This window comes from Luteibacter sp. KNZ12-1A (genome assembly GCF_056755675.1).
The window spans coordinates 49,643-63,975 of record NZ_JBPGXU010000006.1; the positions used below are offsets into that span (position 1 = coordinate 49,643).

The 14,333-nt window shown below is 66.9% G+C and carries 12 protein-coding genes; 4 read left to right on the plus strand and 8 right to left on the minus strand.

The features are described from left to right. Nucleotides 1-26: 26 nt before the first annotated feature. From ACR9ZJ_RS02815 to ACR9ZJ_RS02825, 3 genes are all read right to left on the minus strand, one after another. Nucleotides 27-1,559, minus strand: coding sequence for a pseudouridine synthase (locus ACR9ZJ_RS02815; protein WP_481286825.1), 1,533 nt, complete (start codon nucleotides 1,557-1,559; stop codon nucleotides 27-29). Then, complete coding sequence (gene scpB / locus ACR9ZJ_RS02820; protein WP_481279852.1) at nucleotides 1,556-2,332, minus strand: SMC-Scp complex subunit ScpB; 777 nt, start codon at nucleotides 2,330-2,332, stop codon at nucleotides 1,556-1,558. The genes ACR9ZJ_RS02815 and scpB overlap by 4 nt, the downstream gene beginning before the upstream one ends. 100 nt (nucleotides 2,333-2,432) lie before the next feature. Then, the gene (locus tag ACR9ZJ_RS02825) at nucleotides 2,433-3,239 is read right to left on the minus strand and encodes a segregation and condensation protein A (protein WP_481286840.1); all 807 of its coding nucleotides are present in this window, start codon (nucleotides 3,237-3,239) and stop codon (nucleotides 2,433-2,435) included. A 394-nt stretch (nucleotides 3,240-3,633) separates the two neighbouring features. On the opposite strand from ACR9ZJ_RS02825, the gene dinB reads away from it, so the two are divergent. Continuing rightward, the gene (gene dinB, locus ACR9ZJ_RS02830) at nucleotides 3,634-4,821 is read left to right on the plus strand and encodes a DNA polymerase IV (protein WP_481279853.1); all 1,188 of its coding nucleotides are present in this window, start codon (nucleotides 3,634-3,636) and stop codon (nucleotides 4,819-4,821) included. A 136-nt stretch (nucleotides 4,822-4,957) separates the two neighbouring features. Then, nucleotides 4,958-5,314, plus strand: coding sequence for a PilZ domain-containing protein (locus tag ACR9ZJ_RS02835; RefSeq protein WP_448099457.1), 357 nt, complete (start codon nucleotides 4,958-4,960; stop codon nucleotides 5,312-5,314). A 235-nt stretch (nucleotides 5,315-5,549) separates the two neighbouring features. Here the strand turns inward: ACR9ZJ_RS02835 and ACR9ZJ_RS02840 are convergent, their stop codons facing one another. Beyond that, a complete protein-coding gene (locus ACR9ZJ_RS02840; RefSeq protein ID WP_481279854.1) occupies nucleotides 5,550-7,247 on the minus strand; it encodes an AMP-binding protein in 1,698 nt (565 codons plus the stop codon). A 125-nt stretch (nucleotides 7,248-7,372) separates the two neighbouring features. On the opposite strand from ACR9ZJ_RS02840, the gene ACR9ZJ_RS02845 reads away from it, so the two are divergent. Then, nucleotides 7,373-7,804, plus strand: a complete 432-nt coding sequence (locus ACR9ZJ_RS02845; protein ID WP_481286826.1) for a hypothetical protein — start codon at nucleotides 7,373-7,375, stop codon at nucleotides 7,802-7,804. Between the two features lie 111 nt (nucleotides 7,805-7,915). Here the strand turns inward: ACR9ZJ_RS02845 and acnA are convergent, their stop codons facing one another. Further along, entirely contained in the window at nucleotides 7,916-10,660 is a 2,745-nt protein-coding gene (acnA, locus tag ACR9ZJ_RS02850) for an aconitate hydratase AcnA (protein ID WP_481286827.1), read from the minus strand. A 227-nt stretch (nucleotides 10,661-10,887) separates the two neighbouring features. Here acnA and ACR9ZJ_RS02855 point away from each other — a divergent pair, with 227 nt between their 5' ends. Next, nucleotides 10,888-11,817 (plus strand): LysR family transcriptional regulator, encoded by a 930-nt coding sequence (locus tag ACR9ZJ_RS02855; RefSeq protein WP_481282676.1) that lies wholly within the window; start codon nucleotides 10,888-10,890, stop codon nucleotides 11,815-11,817. A 72-nt stretch (nucleotides 11,818-11,889) separates the two neighbouring features. Here ACR9ZJ_RS02855 and hflD read toward each other — a convergent pair whose 3' ends face one another. From hflD to ACR9ZJ_RS02870, 3 genes are all read right to left on the minus strand, one after another. Beyond that, on the minus strand, nucleotides 11,890-12,516 hold the full coding sequence (gene hflD / locus ACR9ZJ_RS02860; RefSeq protein WP_481279857.1) for a high frequency lysogenization protein HflD: 627 nt from the start codon (nucleotides 12,514-12,516) through the stop codon (nucleotides 11,890-11,892). A gap of 192 nt (nucleotides 12,517-12,708) precedes the next feature. Continuing rightward, entirely contained in the window at nucleotides 12,709-13,803 is a 1,095-nt protein-coding gene (gene mnmA / locus ACR9ZJ_RS02865; protein ID WP_481286828.1) for a tRNA 2-thiouridine(34) synthase MnmA, read from the minus strand. Then, complete coding sequence (locus tag ACR9ZJ_RS02870; protein ID WP_481286829.1) at nucleotides 13,800-14,324, minus strand: NUDIX hydrolase; 525 nt, start codon at nucleotides 14,322-14,324, stop codon at nucleotides 13,800-13,802. The genes mnmA and ACR9ZJ_RS02870 overlap by 4 nt, the downstream gene beginning before the upstream one ends. Between the last annotated feature and the right edge of the window lie 9 nt (nucleotides 14,325-14,333).

Genomic DNA, 14,333 nt, shown 5'->3' on the forward strand with positions numbered 1-14,333 from the left:
CGCGCTAGGCGACCGCGGGCTCCCAATTAGCGGTTGCCGCCGCGATTGCCGCCGCCACCGCCACGGTTTCCACCGCCACCGCCGCCACCCGGACGACCGCCACGGTTGCCACCCGGACGCGGACCGCCGCCGGCACGGTTGCCGCCACCCTGGCCGCCACCGCCCGTGCGATTGCCGCCACCGGCCGGACCGCGACCACGATTGCCACCGCCATCGAAACGCGCGCCCGCTGGCGCACGATTGCCGTCGGAACGGCCCGGGCCTGCCGCACGGTTGCCTTCGGCACGGCCCTGGCCCATGGGCCGATTGCCGCCACCAGCGTTGCCGGGACGTCCACCCGGACGCGGACCGCGGTTGCCAGTGGCGTTACCGGCCGCGTTGCCGCCGCCGGTACGGCTGTCGCCCGCGAACCACGTGCGGATCGACGGAAGTTCCTGGCCCGGCGCGACGCGACGCGACTTGCGCGGGCCACCGGCGGCACCGCCGCGCTCGGGACGCGCGACGTTTCCGTTGACCTCGCGACGCGGAGCGCCCGCCTGGCCGCCGCGACCACCGCGGCCACCGACACCGCCACGTCCACCGCGCGGGTTGTCGTCGCGCAGGCGGTCGAAGGCGGTGAGTTCACGGGCTTCGTCGTGACGTGCCGAACTCCACGCACCCGTGGTGCGGGTATCCGGCTTGTATTCGGTGATATGGCGCGGGGCGCGGCGCTGGTGCACCACGGCGCTCAGCGTCAGCACGGGGGCCGGGGCACCGAGGCCCGCGCGCTCGCGCAGTTCCTTGATAGCGGTGTCGTCCAGCGATTCGCAATCGCCACGGCGCAGCGCGCGCGGCAGTTCGACCGTGCCGTAGCGAATGCGCTTCAGGCGGCTGACCAGGAAACCCTGCGAATCCCACAGGCGACGGACTTCGCGATTGCGACCCTCGCGGATGGTGACGCGGAACCAGCTATGGCTGCCGCCGCGGCTGATGGTGGCGATCTCGTCGAAGCGCGCGGGACCGTCTTCCAGTTCCACGCCGGCCTTGAGCCGCTCGATGACCTCGTCGGGCACCTCGCCGTGCACGCGGCAAAGGTATTCACGCTCCAGGCCGCTCTTCGGATGCATCAGCGCGTTGGCGAGTTCGCCATCGGTGGTGAGCAGGAGCAAGCCGGTGGTGTTGATGTCGAGGCGGCCCACGGCGACCCAGCGTGCGCCGCGCAGGCGCGGCAGCTGTTCGAACACGGTGGGACGGCCTTCGGTGTCCTCGCGCGTGGTCACCACGCCTTCGGGCTTGTGGTAGACCAGCACTTCGGCATCGTTCCGGTTGTCGGTGGCGACGACGAACTGCTTGCCGTCCAGTACGACGCGGTCGCCGGCGTGGACGCTGGAGCCGATCGTGGCGACCGTGCCGTTGACCTCGACCTCGCCGGCCTGGATGCGCTGTTCGAGCATCCGGCGCGAGCCGAGTCCGGCGTTGGCGAGGACCTTGTGCAGGCGCTCCTCGAGCTGTTGGTTGCTGTCGGCGGGGTTGTCGCCGCCGCGCTTAAGGGTGAGCAGGGATCGCTGTGGCGCGTTCATGCGCGTGACTCCTCGGTATCTTTCTCGGCGTCGTCGTCTTCGGCGTCGCCTACGGGGTTCTCTGCCTCGTCGGCAGTGGGGGAAGCCGCGGCGACGTCGTCGCCGGCAGGCAGCTGGTTCGCGACCTCGACCTCGTCGCCCTCGATGGGCGCGGTCTCGGTAGCGGTGTTCGTATCGTCCGCTGTCGCGGGGTGGGCGGACGCGGGTATCGCGTCACCTTCGAAGCGCATCTGCGGATTGAGTTCCTCGAGGTCGCGGATCTCGGAAAGCGGGGGCAGGGCATCCAGCGACTTCAGGTTGAAGTAGTCGAGAAAGCCGCGCGTGGTGCCGAACAGGGCGGGCTTGCCCGGGACGTCGCGATGACCGACGACGCGGATCCATTCGCGTTCCTCGAGCGTCTTGATGATGTTCGAGGAGACCACCACGCCGCGGATCTGTTCGATCTCCGGACGGGTGATCGGCTGGCGGTAGGCGATCAGGGCCAGCGTCTCGAGCAGGGCGCGCGAATAGCGGCTCGGCTTTTCCGCCCACATCCGCGAGACCCAGGGATGCACGTCGCGACGGACCTGGTAACGCCAGCCGGAGGCCACCTCGACCAGTTCCACGCCGCGTCCTTCGCAGTCCCCGGCGAGCGACGCCAGGGCGGCCGTGAGTTCCTCCGTGCCGACGTCTTCTTCCTCGCCGAAAATCGCCTTCAACTGCGCGATCGTCATCGGCTGGGTCGACGCCAGGAGCGCCGCTTCCACGATGGGTTTGAGTTGTTCGGGTTGCATAGGCCTTAGGGTGTACCGCGCCTTTCACGCGCGGATGGGTTCGTGCACGGGAGCGGCCGCTCGTGCGACGCCCCCCGGTTCGTGGCCCTTTGGAGGGCCTTCAGCCGAGCGCTTCCTCGGGCTCGGCCTCCATCTGTACCTTCGTCTTCAGGTAGATCGGCCCGAGGGCTTCTTCCTGGACGATTTCCACGAGCATTTCCTTCGCGAGTTCCAGCATGGCGAGGAAGGTGACCACGACGCCCAGCCGTCCCTCGTTGATGTCGAACAATGTTTCGAAGCGGTGGAAGCCGCCACCCTCGCTGAGGGTCTGGAGCAGGTCGCCCATGCGCTGGCGCACACTGAGCGGTTCGCGCTGGATCGCATGGTGCGTGAACAGATCGGCGCGGGTGAGCACGTCCTTGAGCGCGAGCAGGAGCTCCTTGAGGTCCAGCGGTGGCGGCACGCGTACCACGTTGTGCTCGCCGACGAAGGCGTGGACCACGGTGGTGTCGCGTTCCAGGCGCGGCAGCTCGTCGATATCCGCCGCGGCCCGCTTGAAGCGTTCGTACTCCTGTAGGCGACGGACGAGCTCGGCGCGGGGATCCTCCTCGACGCCTTCCTCGGCCGGCGGCCGCGGCAACAGCAACCTGGACTTGATCTCCGCGAGGATCGCGGCCATCAGCAGGTACTCCGCCGCGAGCTCCAGGCGCATCACCTCGCGCATCATGTCGATGTAGTCCATGTACTGCCGGGTGATCTCGGCCACGGGGATGTCGAGGATGTCGAGGTTTTGCCGGCGGATCAGGTACAGCAACAGGTCGAGTGGACCTTCGAACGATTCGAGGATGACTTCGAGCGCGTCCGGCGGGATGTACAGGTCCTGGGGCATTTGCAGCACCGGTTGCCCGCGCACGAGCGCGAGAGGCATTTCCTGCTGCTGCGGGATGCCCGCGAAGGCACCCTGGGTTTTTTCGACCACCTGGACTTCGGTTGTCTCGTTAGTCATCGGCACACGTCAGAAGGGTCGCGAGTGCGACCGGGAACGCAACAATCGATGCCGTCCGGCGGCTGCACCGCCACCTCGCCCGGCTTGCCACGCATCGTCGCCGACGAGCGAAGGGCAAGGCCGCTGGACACCCCAGGAGGGTCACCGTCTGTGAAGGAACGTCGGGAGCAGAGCGCGGCCGGTCCCTGGATCACGGACCGGTGAGGGCGCGACGCCCGAATAAGTTCACCCGATTGAGATACAGGGTATCGCCTGTGCCCGCCCAAGTCCAGCGGGCCGCCGCCGGTCGCTACGACGTTGCGGCACAATAGGCGCCATGCAGCCGGGCCAGCGCGCGATCATCCACGTCGACATGGACGCTTTCTACGCGTCCGTGGAGGAACTGGACGACCCCTCCCTGGTCGGAAAACCCGTCATCGTGGCCGGACTGGGCCGGCGCGGCGTGGTGTCCACGGCCAACTACGAAGCGCGCAAATACGGGGTCCGCTCGGCCATGGCCACCTCGGAGGCCCGCCGGCGCTGCCCTGGCGGTGTCTACATCTTCCCCCGCCATGCGCGCTACCAGGAGATCTCGAACGTGGTCTTCGGGGTATTCGCCGAGGTCACGCCCATGATCGAAGGCCTGTCGCTCGACGAGGCCTTCCTCGACGTCACGGGCAGCCTTCGCCTTTTTTCCTCCATCGAGGCCATCGGTCGCCGGGTGAAGGAGGGCATCCGCGAGCGCACGGGACTGAACGCTTCCGTGGGCATGTCGCATAACAAGCTCCTGGCCAAGCTGGCCAGCGAGCTGTCCAAGCCGAACGGCTTCCTGCGCATCGCGCCCGACGAGGTGCGCGGCTATCTCGATCCATTGCCTGTCGGCCGCATGTGGACGGTGGGGAAGGTGGCCGAGGAGTCCCTGCAGAAGGTCGGCATACGCACCATCGGCGACCTGGTCCGGGCCGACGCCTGGCGACTGAACAAGGCGGTGGGGGAGCGCCACGCGGCCCAGCTGCGCGAGCTTTGCCGCGGCGAGGACCGCCGGCCGGTGGTCACCGACGCCCCCGAGGTCTCGATCGGCTCGGAGTGGACCTTCGAGTACGACGTCGAGGAACTGTCCATAGCCGAGGCCTGGCTGTTGCGCCAGTGTGAGCGCGTGGGTGCGCGGGCAAGGGCGCGCGGCCTGGACGCACGTACGGTGTCGGTGAAATTGCGCGAACCGCCTTTCCTGACCCATAGCCGGCAGGCACAGTTGCCCGTTCCCGGCAACGCGACGGCCGACATCCATGCCGTGGCACGACGCTTGCTTCAAGTCTGGTGGGGTCAGCACCCCCGGCCGCGGCTTCGCCTGCTTGGCGTGACGCTGTCGGGTTTCGATGCCCGGCACGGCGACGAGCAGCAGGACATGTTCGCGGCGCCGGCGCCGGACAAGCGTTCCGACGGCGTGCAGGACCTGATCAATGGGCGCTTCGGCGCGGGGGCCCTGGTTCGCGCGGGAGTGCTCAAGACCCGCGGCAGCGAGTGAGTGTGCGGCAGGATGGCGGAAGGAACCTCGGACTGCGCTAATGTGTCCGTTTGTGACACGGAACGTAAGTGAACGAGGTGCGGTCATGCCGGTCACCACGGACAAGGAGGCACTATCGGGATGGGTGGAGAATCTGATGTCGAATGACAAGGAAGACCCGCAGACGCGCTATCGCCATGCGCGCATGAGGGTGCAGACCGCGGTACTGATGAGCCGTGGCGGCGAGGCGCACCCGACGGACCTGGTCGACATATCGGCCACGGGCGCCCTCCTGCGCCGTCCGCCCGGCTGGCGCGGCGAGCCAGGGCAGACCTGGATCCTGGACATGATCTTCGGCCACGACCTGCACATCCACCTGGAAGCCTCGGTGGCCCGCGTCTCCGCGCGGCAGATCGGCATGGAATACACCCTCATCCCCGAGGACAAGCAGGCGTCGCTCTGGGAATTGCTGGGCGGCTACGCGGACACGCTCGAGGCCTGGCAGGACGATTGAGAATCGGGTGTGGTAACCACCCTGAAGGCTTGAAGACCGAAGGCAGCCGACCTTGTGGCCACCGACCTTGTGGGAGCCGACTTTGTGTGAGAGCCGACCTTGTGGGAGCTGGCCTTGTGGGAGCCGCTTCAGCGGCGATCCCGCGGCAGCGGGCCAGGACGAGGCAAGCACCCATCGCCGCTGAAGCGGCTCCCACAGGTGAAGCGACTTCCGCAGGCCCCTTTGACAAGACCCTTTAAGCAGCGGTCGGGCGGCTCTTCTTCCGTTCCTCGTCGCGAAGCTCGCGGCGGAGGATCTTGCCTACGTTGGTCTTGGGCAGCGCATCGCGGAACTCGATCTGCTTCGGGCGCTTATAGCCGGTGAGGTTCTCCCGGCAGTACTCCTTCAGCGCCTCGACGGTCAGCGAAGGGTCCTTGCGCACGACGAACAGTTTCACCACCTCGCCCGAATGCTCGTCGTCGATGCCGACCGCCGCGACCTCGCCCACGCCCGGGTGGCGCATGACGATGTCCTCGATCTCGTTCGGGTACACGTTGAAGCCGGAGACCAGGATCATGTCCTTCTTGCGGTCGACGATGAAGGCCTGGCCGGTCTCGTCCATGCGGGCGATGTCGCCGGTGCGCAACCAGCCATCCGCGTCGAGCACCTTGGCCGTTTCCTCCGGCTGTCGCCAGTAACCCTTCATCACCTGCGGGCCGCGAATGCAGAGTTCGCCGACTTCGCCGAGCGGAAGAACCTTGCCGTCCTCGTCACGGATCTGCGCGTCGGTGTCCGGGATGGGATAGCCGATCGAACCGGTGTAGTCCTTGATGTCGACGCGATTGGCGAACGCAACGGGCGAGGTCTCGGTGAGACCGTAGCCCTCGATGATGGGATGGCCGGTGACCTTCTTCCAGCGTTCGGCGACGGCGCGTTGCAGGGCCATGCCGCCGGCCATGGAAAGGTGCAGGTGCGAGAAGTCGACCTGGTCGAAGCCGGGGGTGTTCAGCAGGCCGTTGAACAGCGTGTTGACGCCGGTGATGGCGGTGAACTTCGTCTTCTGCAACTCCTTCACGAAGCCACGCATGTCGCGCGGATTGGTGATGAGATGGTTGAGGCCGCCAAGGCTGGTGAAGATGAGGCAATTCACCGTCAGCGAGAAGATGTGGTACAGCGGTAGCGCCGTGATGACCGTTTCCTCGCCCAGCGTGGCGTGGCCGGCGACCCACGGGCGGGTCTGCAGCATGTTCGCGACCATGTTGCGATGGGTGAGCATCGCGCCCTTCGCCACGCCGGTGGTGCCACCGGTGTACTGCAGGAAGGCGATGTCGTCGTGGCCGATCTCCACCGTGGGCAGCGGGTGCGCCTTGCCACGGGCGAGCGCGTCGCGGAAACGCACGGCCTGCGGCAGCTTGAACGGCGGCACTTCCTTGCGCAGCGTCTTCACCACGAAGTTGATGATGTTGCCCTTCGGGAAGCCGACCATGTCGCCGACGGCGGTGGTGATGACATGGCGTACCTGGGTACCTTCCACGGCCTGTTGCGCCGTGGCGGCGAAGTTGTCCAGGACCACCAGCGCCTGCGCACCCGAGTCTTCCAGTTGGTGATGCAGTTCGCGCGCCGTGTATAGCGGATTCGTGTTTACTACGGTGAGGCCGAGGCGCAGCGCGCCGAACAGGGCGATCGGGTACTGCAGCAGGTTCGGCAGCATGATCGCCAGGCGGTCGCCCTTCTTCAGGCCGAGTTCGCCGGAGAGATAGCCCGCGAAGGCGCGCGAGAGTTCGTCGACCTGGCCGTAGTTCAGCACCTTGCCGAAGTTCGCGAACGCCGGGCGGTCACGAAATTTCTTGAAGGAGTCTTCGAAGACGGCCGCCACGGAGCGGTACGCGTTGACGTCGATGTCGGCGGGAATGCCGGCAGGGTAGTGGTCGAGCCACGGACGCTCAATGCTCATGAATCGGACGAACTCCAGGAAGTGACGGATGCACGGCGCATCGTCATAAGGCCGTGGCATTGGAGCATACGCCCGCGTATAGCGGCAAGCCGCATTGCAGCGCGTTTTGATGGGGAGGAAGCACGATGTGGAAAGCGGGAACGTTGCTGGTCGTCCTCGCATTGGCGGGTGTCGCCGGTTGCCGGCATACACCGGACGAGGAGCAGGTGCGCTCGGCGATAACGGCTGCCTCGGCAGGTGCCGAAGCGGGCAAGGCGGGGGATACCGTCGCTGCGTTGACGGACGATTTCGACGGCAATGCGGGACAGCTCGATCGCGCCTCGCTGGCGAACCTGGTGCGGGTCTACGCGCTTCGCGGGCAGAAGGTCCACGTGCTGATGGGGCCGACGGAAGTCGAGAAGCGTGGCGATCGGCTGGTGGCGACGTTCACCGTCACCCTGACCGCCGGGGTGGGCGTGTTGCCCGATAACGCCGGGGCCTACGTGGTGGAGACGGGCTGGCGGAAGGAAGGGCGCGAGTGGCGTTGCTTTACAGCGAACTGGAAGCGCGCGTTGTAGACCGAACCGCCGACAGGGTCGGTTCCCACCAAGGCTTGGCGAGTCACCGATAAGGCCGGCTCCCACCAGGTGCGAAACCTGGTGGGAGCCGACCCTGTCGGCGATGCTTTCTTAGGCCGCCTTCGCCAACTGGCGAAGCACGTACTGCAGGATGCCGCCGTGGCGGAAGAACTCGCGCTCCTTCGGGGTCAGCAGCAGCACCTTCACGGTGAACTCCTTGACCGAACCGTCCGGACGCGTGGCCTTGACCGTCGCCGTCTTCGACTCGCCGCCATTGAGGCCGGTGATGTCGAAGACCTCGTCGCCCTTCAGGCCCAGCGTCTGCGCGTTCTCGCCGTCCTGGAACTGGCAGGGCAGCACGCCCATGCCGACCAGGTTCGAGCGGTGGATGCGCTCGAAGCTCTCGGTGATCACCGCCTTGACGCCCAGCAGCAGGGTGCCCTTCGCAGCCCAGTCACGCGACGAACCCGTGCCGTATTCCTTGCCGGCGAGGACGATCAGCGGGGTGCCGTCGGCCTTGTACTTCATGGCGGCGTCGTAGATCGCCATTTCTTCGCCGGTCGGGATGTACTTGGTGTAGCCACCCTCGACGCCGTCGAGCATCAGGTTCTTGATGCGGATGTTGGCGAAGGTGCCGCGCACCATCACGTCGTCGTTGCCGCGACGCGAACCGTAGGAGTTGAAGTCCTTCGGCTCCACGCCCTTGGAGATCAGGAAGCGGCCCGCCGGGCTGTCCTTCTTGATCGAGCCGGCCGGCGAGATGTGGTCGGTGGTGATCGAGTCGCCGAAGATGCCCATGGCGCGCGCGCCGTGGATGTCCTCGATGGTGCCGGCCTCGGCGGTCATGCCGTCGAAGTAAGGCGGGTTCTTGATGTAGGTGGAATCGTCCCAGGCGTAGGTCTTGCCATCCGGCGAGGCGATGGCGTTCCAGCGGCTGTCGCCCTTGAAGACGTCGGCGTAGCTGTCCTTGAACATCTGCGGGCTGATCGCGCCGGCGATGGCGTCGGAAACTTCCTGGTTGCTCGGCCAGATGTCCTTCAGGTAGACGGGCTTGCCGTCGCTACCGGTGCCGATGGCGTCCTTGGTCAGGTCGATGTTCAGCGTGCCGGCCAGCGCGTAGGCGACGACCAGCGGCGGCGAGGCCAGGTAGTTCATCTTCACTTCGGGATGCACGCGGCCCTCGAAGTTGCGGTTGCCCGAAAGCACCGACGCCACGGCGAGGTCGCCATCGGCGATGCCCTTGCTGATCTCGACCGGCAGCGGACCGGAGTTGCCGATGCAGGTGGTGCAGCCGTAGCCGACCACGTAGAAGCCCACCTTCTCGAGTTCCTCGAGCAGGCCGGTCTTCTTCAGGTACTCGGTCACGACCAGCGAGCCCGGTCCGAGCGAGGGCTTCACCCACGGCTGCGAGGTGAGGCCGCGTGCGGCGGCCTTCTTCGCCAGCAGGCCGGCGGCGAGCATCACGGCCGGGTTGGAGGTGTTGGTGCACGAGGTGATCGCGGCGATCACGACCGAGCCGTCATTGATGCGGAAGGACTTGCCGTTCTTCTCGACGAGCACGCCTTCGCCATCGACGGCGTTGGCTTCGTTGCCGACGGCGGTACCGCCGCCTTCATTGTTGAAGCGGGCGACGTCGCCGTTCTTCGGCTTGCGGTTCGCGGTGAGCGGGCCGACGGCGTCGAGGAAGCTGTCCTTGACCGACTCCAGCAATACACGGTCCTGCGGACGCTTCGGGCCGGCCAGCGACGGGCGAACGTCGGCGAGGTCGAGTTCGAGCGTGGTGGTGAATTCGGCTTCCGGCGTGTTCGCGTCGTGCCACAGGCCCTGCGCCTTGGCGTAGGTCTCGACCAGGGCGATCAGCGCCTCGTCGCGGCCGGACAGGCGCATGTAGTTCAGTGCTTCCTGGTCGATCGGGAAGATGCCGCAGGTGGCGCCGTATTCCGGGGCCATGTTGGCGATCGTGGCGCGGTCGGCCAGCGGCAGGTTCTGCAGGCCCGGGCCGAAGAACTCGACGAACTTGCCGACGACGCCGAGCTTGCGCAGCATCTGGGTGACGGTGAGCACGAGGTCGGTGGCGGTGACGCCTTCCGAGAGCTTGCCCTTGAGGCGGAAGCCGACGACCTGCGGGATCAGCATGGACGACGGCTGGCCGAGCATCGCGGCCTCGGCCTCGATGCCGCCCACGCCCCAGCCCAGCACGCCGAGGCCGTTGATCATCGTGGTGTGCGAGTCGGTGCCGAAGACGGTATCCGGATAGGCGAACGATTCACCGTCCACTTCGCTGGTGAAGACGACGCGGGCGAGGTTCTCCAGGTTCACCTGGTGGACGATGCCCGTGCGCGGCGGCACGACCTTGAAGTTGTTGAAGGCCTTCTGGCCCCAGCGCAGGAAGGAGTAGCGCTCCTGGTTGCGCTCGAATTCGATGGCGACGTTCTGCTCGAGCGAGCTTTCCGTGCCGAACGTGTCGACCTGCACCGAGTGGTCGATGACCAGTTCGGCCGGCGCCAGCGGGTTGATCTTGTCCGGGTCGCCGCCGAGCTTGGTCACGGCGTCGCGCATGGCGGCCAGGTCGACCACGCAGGGCACGCCGGTGAAATCCTGCAGGACCACGCGGGCGGGCATGAAGGAGATCTCGGTGTCCGGTTCGGCCTTGGCATCCCACTTGGCCACGGCCTCGATTTCCTTGGCGGTGACGTTCACGCCGTCTTCCTGGCGGAGCAGGTTCTCCAGCAGGATCTTCATCGAGTAGGGCAGGCGCTTGATGTCGAACGTCTTGCCGAACTTGGCCAGGCTGGCGATGGTGTGGCGCTTGCCGTTGACTTCGATACTGTCTCGGACTGAGAACGAGTCTTTCATGCTGTACTCCTGGCGTGACGTTCTTTAGCTGGGGAGGCCTGGCGGACCCTTGCGGATCGCCAAAGGCGTTGATTATCGCGCAGTCTGCCGCTGGTGTGCGACCGCCGTGAGACCGGCCTCCGGCTAGAATGGGCGTTCGGTGGCGCAGGCCGCGCGAAATCTGGGCGGCGGAAGGATGAGGGCCGGAGCACGTGAGCGCAAACGTATTTGATGGCACGCAGCGTTCGATGATATCGATGGCCTTGTCGTCGGTGTCGTTGCGCGACCTGGCCCTGGTCCAGGCCGTGGCCCGGGAGGGCAGCTTCAACAGCGCCGCCCGGGCCATGTACATCAGCCCTTCCGGCCTGTCGCACCAGGTGCAGAAGGTGGAGCAGGCGCTTGGCACGCCCCTGTTCGAACGCGGTGGCCGGCGAGTGGTGCCCACCGCCAGCGGGCAGCGCCTGCTCGGCTACATAGAAGAGGTGCTGGCCTCGGCCGAGCATCTGGAACACGCGGCCCGGGCCGGGGATGTCGCCTTTGGCGGCGAATTGCGGCTGGGGGTGCCCTCCACGCTGGGACCCTACCTGCTGCCCCACTTCATCGAGCCGTTTCCCCAGCGTTTCCCGGGTGCCCGCCTGACGATTTCCGAAGGCAAGCCGCGAGGCCTCTCGCGCCGTTTGCAAGAGGGCGAGCTGGACGCCGTGCTGGCACCGCCGAGCGCGATCGTCACCGGGCTGGAGTCCATCCCTTTGTTCTTCGAGCCTTACGAGTTGATGCTGCATAAGGGCCACCCGCTGGCCGGACGCATGTCCATCGCGCTGACCGAACTGGACGCGGCGGACGCCACGCTGATGGCCGAGAGTCACGGAAATGGCGTGTCCGACCTCGGCATGAGCGGCTCGGCACGGCCCGAGCGCATCCAGGACCTGAGCATCGAAAGCCTTGCCACGCTGGTCGCGCTGCGGGGTGGCTACACGCTGGTGCCGATCCTCGCGCACGAGCGGCTGGGTTCCATACCGAACGTGGTGTTGGCGGCGGTGGAAGGCGCGAGGCCGGGGCGGCATATCTCGCTGTACTGGCGGAATGCCACGCCGTGGCGGGAGGATCTGGCGCAGTTCGGCGATTTGCTGCGGGCGCTGGCCGAGGCGATCCCCGGGCTGGATGCGGCGGCTCCGTAGGCTATCGCCGCCGAGGCGGCTTCCCACCAGATGCGCGCGGCGCTCAGGCCGGGCCGCGGGGCTCGATCTCGATCAGCCGCCGTCGTCCAGGGTCGAGCCGGTCAGCAGGCCCCGGGCCAGCATCGCGCATTGCTTGCGGTAGATCAGCAGGTGCCATTGGCGGCCGCCGATCTGGTTCCACAGGACCGCCGAGCGCACGGCTGCCAGCAAGGCCGCCCGTACCTTGTCCACGTTCGCTTTCTGCTGCAGGTGCGATGGCGTACCCGTGACCATGACGCGGGGCTTCAGCGTGGATAGCGTGGAGGTGTACACCTCGGCCAGCCTCGCCGCGACATTGGGGTGGCCGATGCCGAAATGCTCGACCTGGCGTTGCGTGCCGACGATGCCCTCGCGCAGGCGCTCAAGCAGGCCGCGGTTGCGCGACAGCGAGCGTTCGAGGCGTAGCACGGTGATCGCCATGCGCATCACCGCCACGTCGCGGGTCTGGTCCTCGAACTGCGCGACCAACGTGCGCAATCCCCGCCTCACTCCCGAGACACCGCCATAGACGGACGCCACCGAATCGGCGTCGATTCGGAACACGCTGGCAAGGCTGGCCTCGAAGGCGGTCTCGTCGCACCGCCCGTCGGTAGCCAGTTGCTGCGCGAGGGCGACGCCCTGGAAGACCCCGGCAAGGGCGAGGACGCGTTCTTCATTCATGCGGAAAGCTCGGGAAATGTAGGGGAGAGAAGAAGTGACTCGAAGCAGCGCGGTCTGGCGAGTTCCTGGTGGGAGCCGACCCTGTCGGCGATACAGGCTCGCGGTAATTTTTGCGACTCGCTTCGCGGGAATCGCGGACAAGGTCCGCTCCCACCGGGCTTTTGCAGCGATGATCGAGCGGCCGGGTGAAGCTCACGCCAGGCCGCCATAGGGCGCGTCGGTCGCGGCGATCACCGCGCCGCCAAGGCATGCCTCGCCGTCGTACAGGACGACAGACTGTCCGGGTGTCACCGCGCGCTGCGGTTCGTCGAACGATACATGCAAGGTGTCGCCCCGGACCTCCACATGGCAGTCCTGGTCCGCCTGGCGATAACGGGTCTTCGCGGTGCAGCGGAACGACAGGGCGGGGGGCTCACCGGCCACCCAGGTGGCATCGGTGGCGATCAGGCGGTTCGATTGAAGCCAACGGTTCTCGCCACCCTGCGCCACGACCAGCGTATTCGTGGCGACATCCTTGCCCACGACGTACCAGGGCTCATTGGGCGCATCCGCGCGTCCGCCGATGCCCAGGCCGTTGCGCTGGCCGAGGGTGTAGTACATCACTCCCTGGTGCTCGCCGATGACACGGCCTTCGGGATCGACCATCGGACCGGGCCTGGCCGGCAGGTACTGGGCGAGAAAGGCGCGGAAGTCGCGCTCGCCGATGAAGCAGATGCCGGTGGAGTCCTTCTTCGCATGCGTCGGCAGGGCGGCCTCGCGGGCCATCTCTCGTACCCGCGGCTTTTCGATCTCGCCCACCGGGAACAAGGTGGCGGCAAGCTGCTTCTGGCCGAGCGCGTGCAGGAAATAGCTCTGGTCCTTGGCGGCATCGACGGCCCGGAGAAGGCGATACCGGCCATCGCGGAAATCCACGCGCGCATAGTGGCCCGTCGCGATCTTTTCCGCGCCGAGGGCCTGCGCGTGCTCCAGGAAGGTCTTGAACTTGATCTCCCGGTTGCAGAGGACGTCCGGGTTGGGGGTACGTCCGGCGGCATATTCGGCCAGGAAATACTCGAACACGCCGTCCCAATACTCGCCCGCGAAGTTCCGCGCGTGGAATGGCATGCCGAGGCGGCCACAAACGGCGACGGCGTCCTTGCGGTCGTCGTCGGTGGTGCAGGGGCCGGAGCGGTCGTCTTCCTCCCAGTTCTGCATGAACATGCCCTCGACCTCGTGCCCCGCCTGCTGGAGCAGGAGGGCCGCGACCGAGGAGTCCACGCCGCCGGAGACGCCGAGGATCACCTTCATCCGGATACCTCCGGCAACAGGCTCGACACGGCATCCAGGGGCAGCCGGCGGCCGTCGAGCCACGCATCGATCGTCTGCAGGATCAACGGGGTACGCAGGCGCGCGCCCAGCGCCTCGATTTCGTCGCGACGCAGCCACAGCGCGCGCCGCACCCCCGTATCGAGCGGCCGGGCGGCATCGTGCGAGGTGACATGGCCGGCGAAGGCGAACCGCAGCACTTGCTCGCCGTGCTCGGGATTCACCCATTGCCAGGCACCGATGAAACTGTCGAGGGCTACGCCGTAGCCGGTTTCCTCGAGCGTCTCGCGCACGGCCGCCGCCTGCAGCGTCTCGCCTGGATCGAGATGGCCAGCGGGCTGGTTGTAGGCGAGTTCGCCGGCGACTTCCTCCTCGACGATGAGATATCGATCGCCGCGCGCGACCACGCAAGCCGCCGTTACCCGGGGGCACCACACGTTTTCGGCGGAAGAAGGCGTCTGCGGCATCGGCTTAATGAGATAGGTGGCTCTGGAAAAAGACATATTGTGCCA

Excerpts from the sequence above, each read along its gene's own strand:
- ACR9ZJ_RS02815 (WP_481286825.1), bottom strand. The coding sequence starts at position 1,559 with ATGAACGCGCCACAGCGATCCCTGCTCACCCTTAAGCGCGGCGGCGAC.
- scpB (WP_481279852.1), bottom strand. The coding sequence starts at position 2,332 with ATGCAACCCGAACAACTCAAACCCATCGTGGAAGCGGCGCTCCTGGCG.
- ACR9ZJ_RS02825 (WP_481286840.1), bottom strand. The coding sequence starts at position 3,239 with ATGCCTCTCGCGCTCGTGCGCGGGCAACCGGTGCTGCAAATGCCCCAG.
- dinB (WP_481279853.1), top strand. The coding sequence starts at position 3,634 with ATGCAGCCGGGCCAGCGCGCGATCATCCACGTCGACATGGACGCTTTC.
- ACR9ZJ_RS02835 (WP_448099457.1), top strand. The coding sequence starts at position 4,958 with ATGTCGAATGACAAGGAAGACCCGCAGACGCGCTATCGCCATGCGCGC.
- ACR9ZJ_RS02840 (WP_481279854.1), bottom strand. The coding sequence starts at position 7,247 with ATGAGCATTGAGCGTCCGTGGCTCGACCACTACCCTGCCGGCATTCCC.
- ACR9ZJ_RS02845 (WP_481286826.1), top strand. The coding sequence starts at position 7,373 with ATGTGGAAAGCGGGAACGTTGCTGGTCGTCCTCGCATTGGCGGGTGTC.
- acnA (WP_481286827.1), bottom strand. The coding sequence starts at position 10,660 with ATGAAAGACTCGTTCTCAGTCCGAGACAGTATCGAAGTCAACGGCAAG.
- ACR9ZJ_RS02855 (WP_481282676.1), top strand. The coding sequence starts at position 10,888 with ATGATATCGATGGCCTTGTCGTCGGTGTCGTTGCGCGACCTGGCCCTG.
- hflD (WP_481279857.1), bottom strand. The coding sequence starts at position 12,516 with ATGAATGAAGAACGCGTCCTCGCCCTTGCCGGGGTCTTCCAGGGCGTC.
- mnmA (WP_481286828.1), bottom strand. The coding sequence starts at position 13,803 with ATGAAGGTGATCCTCGGCGTCTCCGGCGGCGTGGACTCCTCGGTCGCG.
- ACR9ZJ_RS02870 (WP_481286829.1), bottom strand. The coding sequence starts at position 14,324 with ATGTCTTTTTCCAGAGCCACCTATCTCATTAAGCCGATGCCGCAGACG.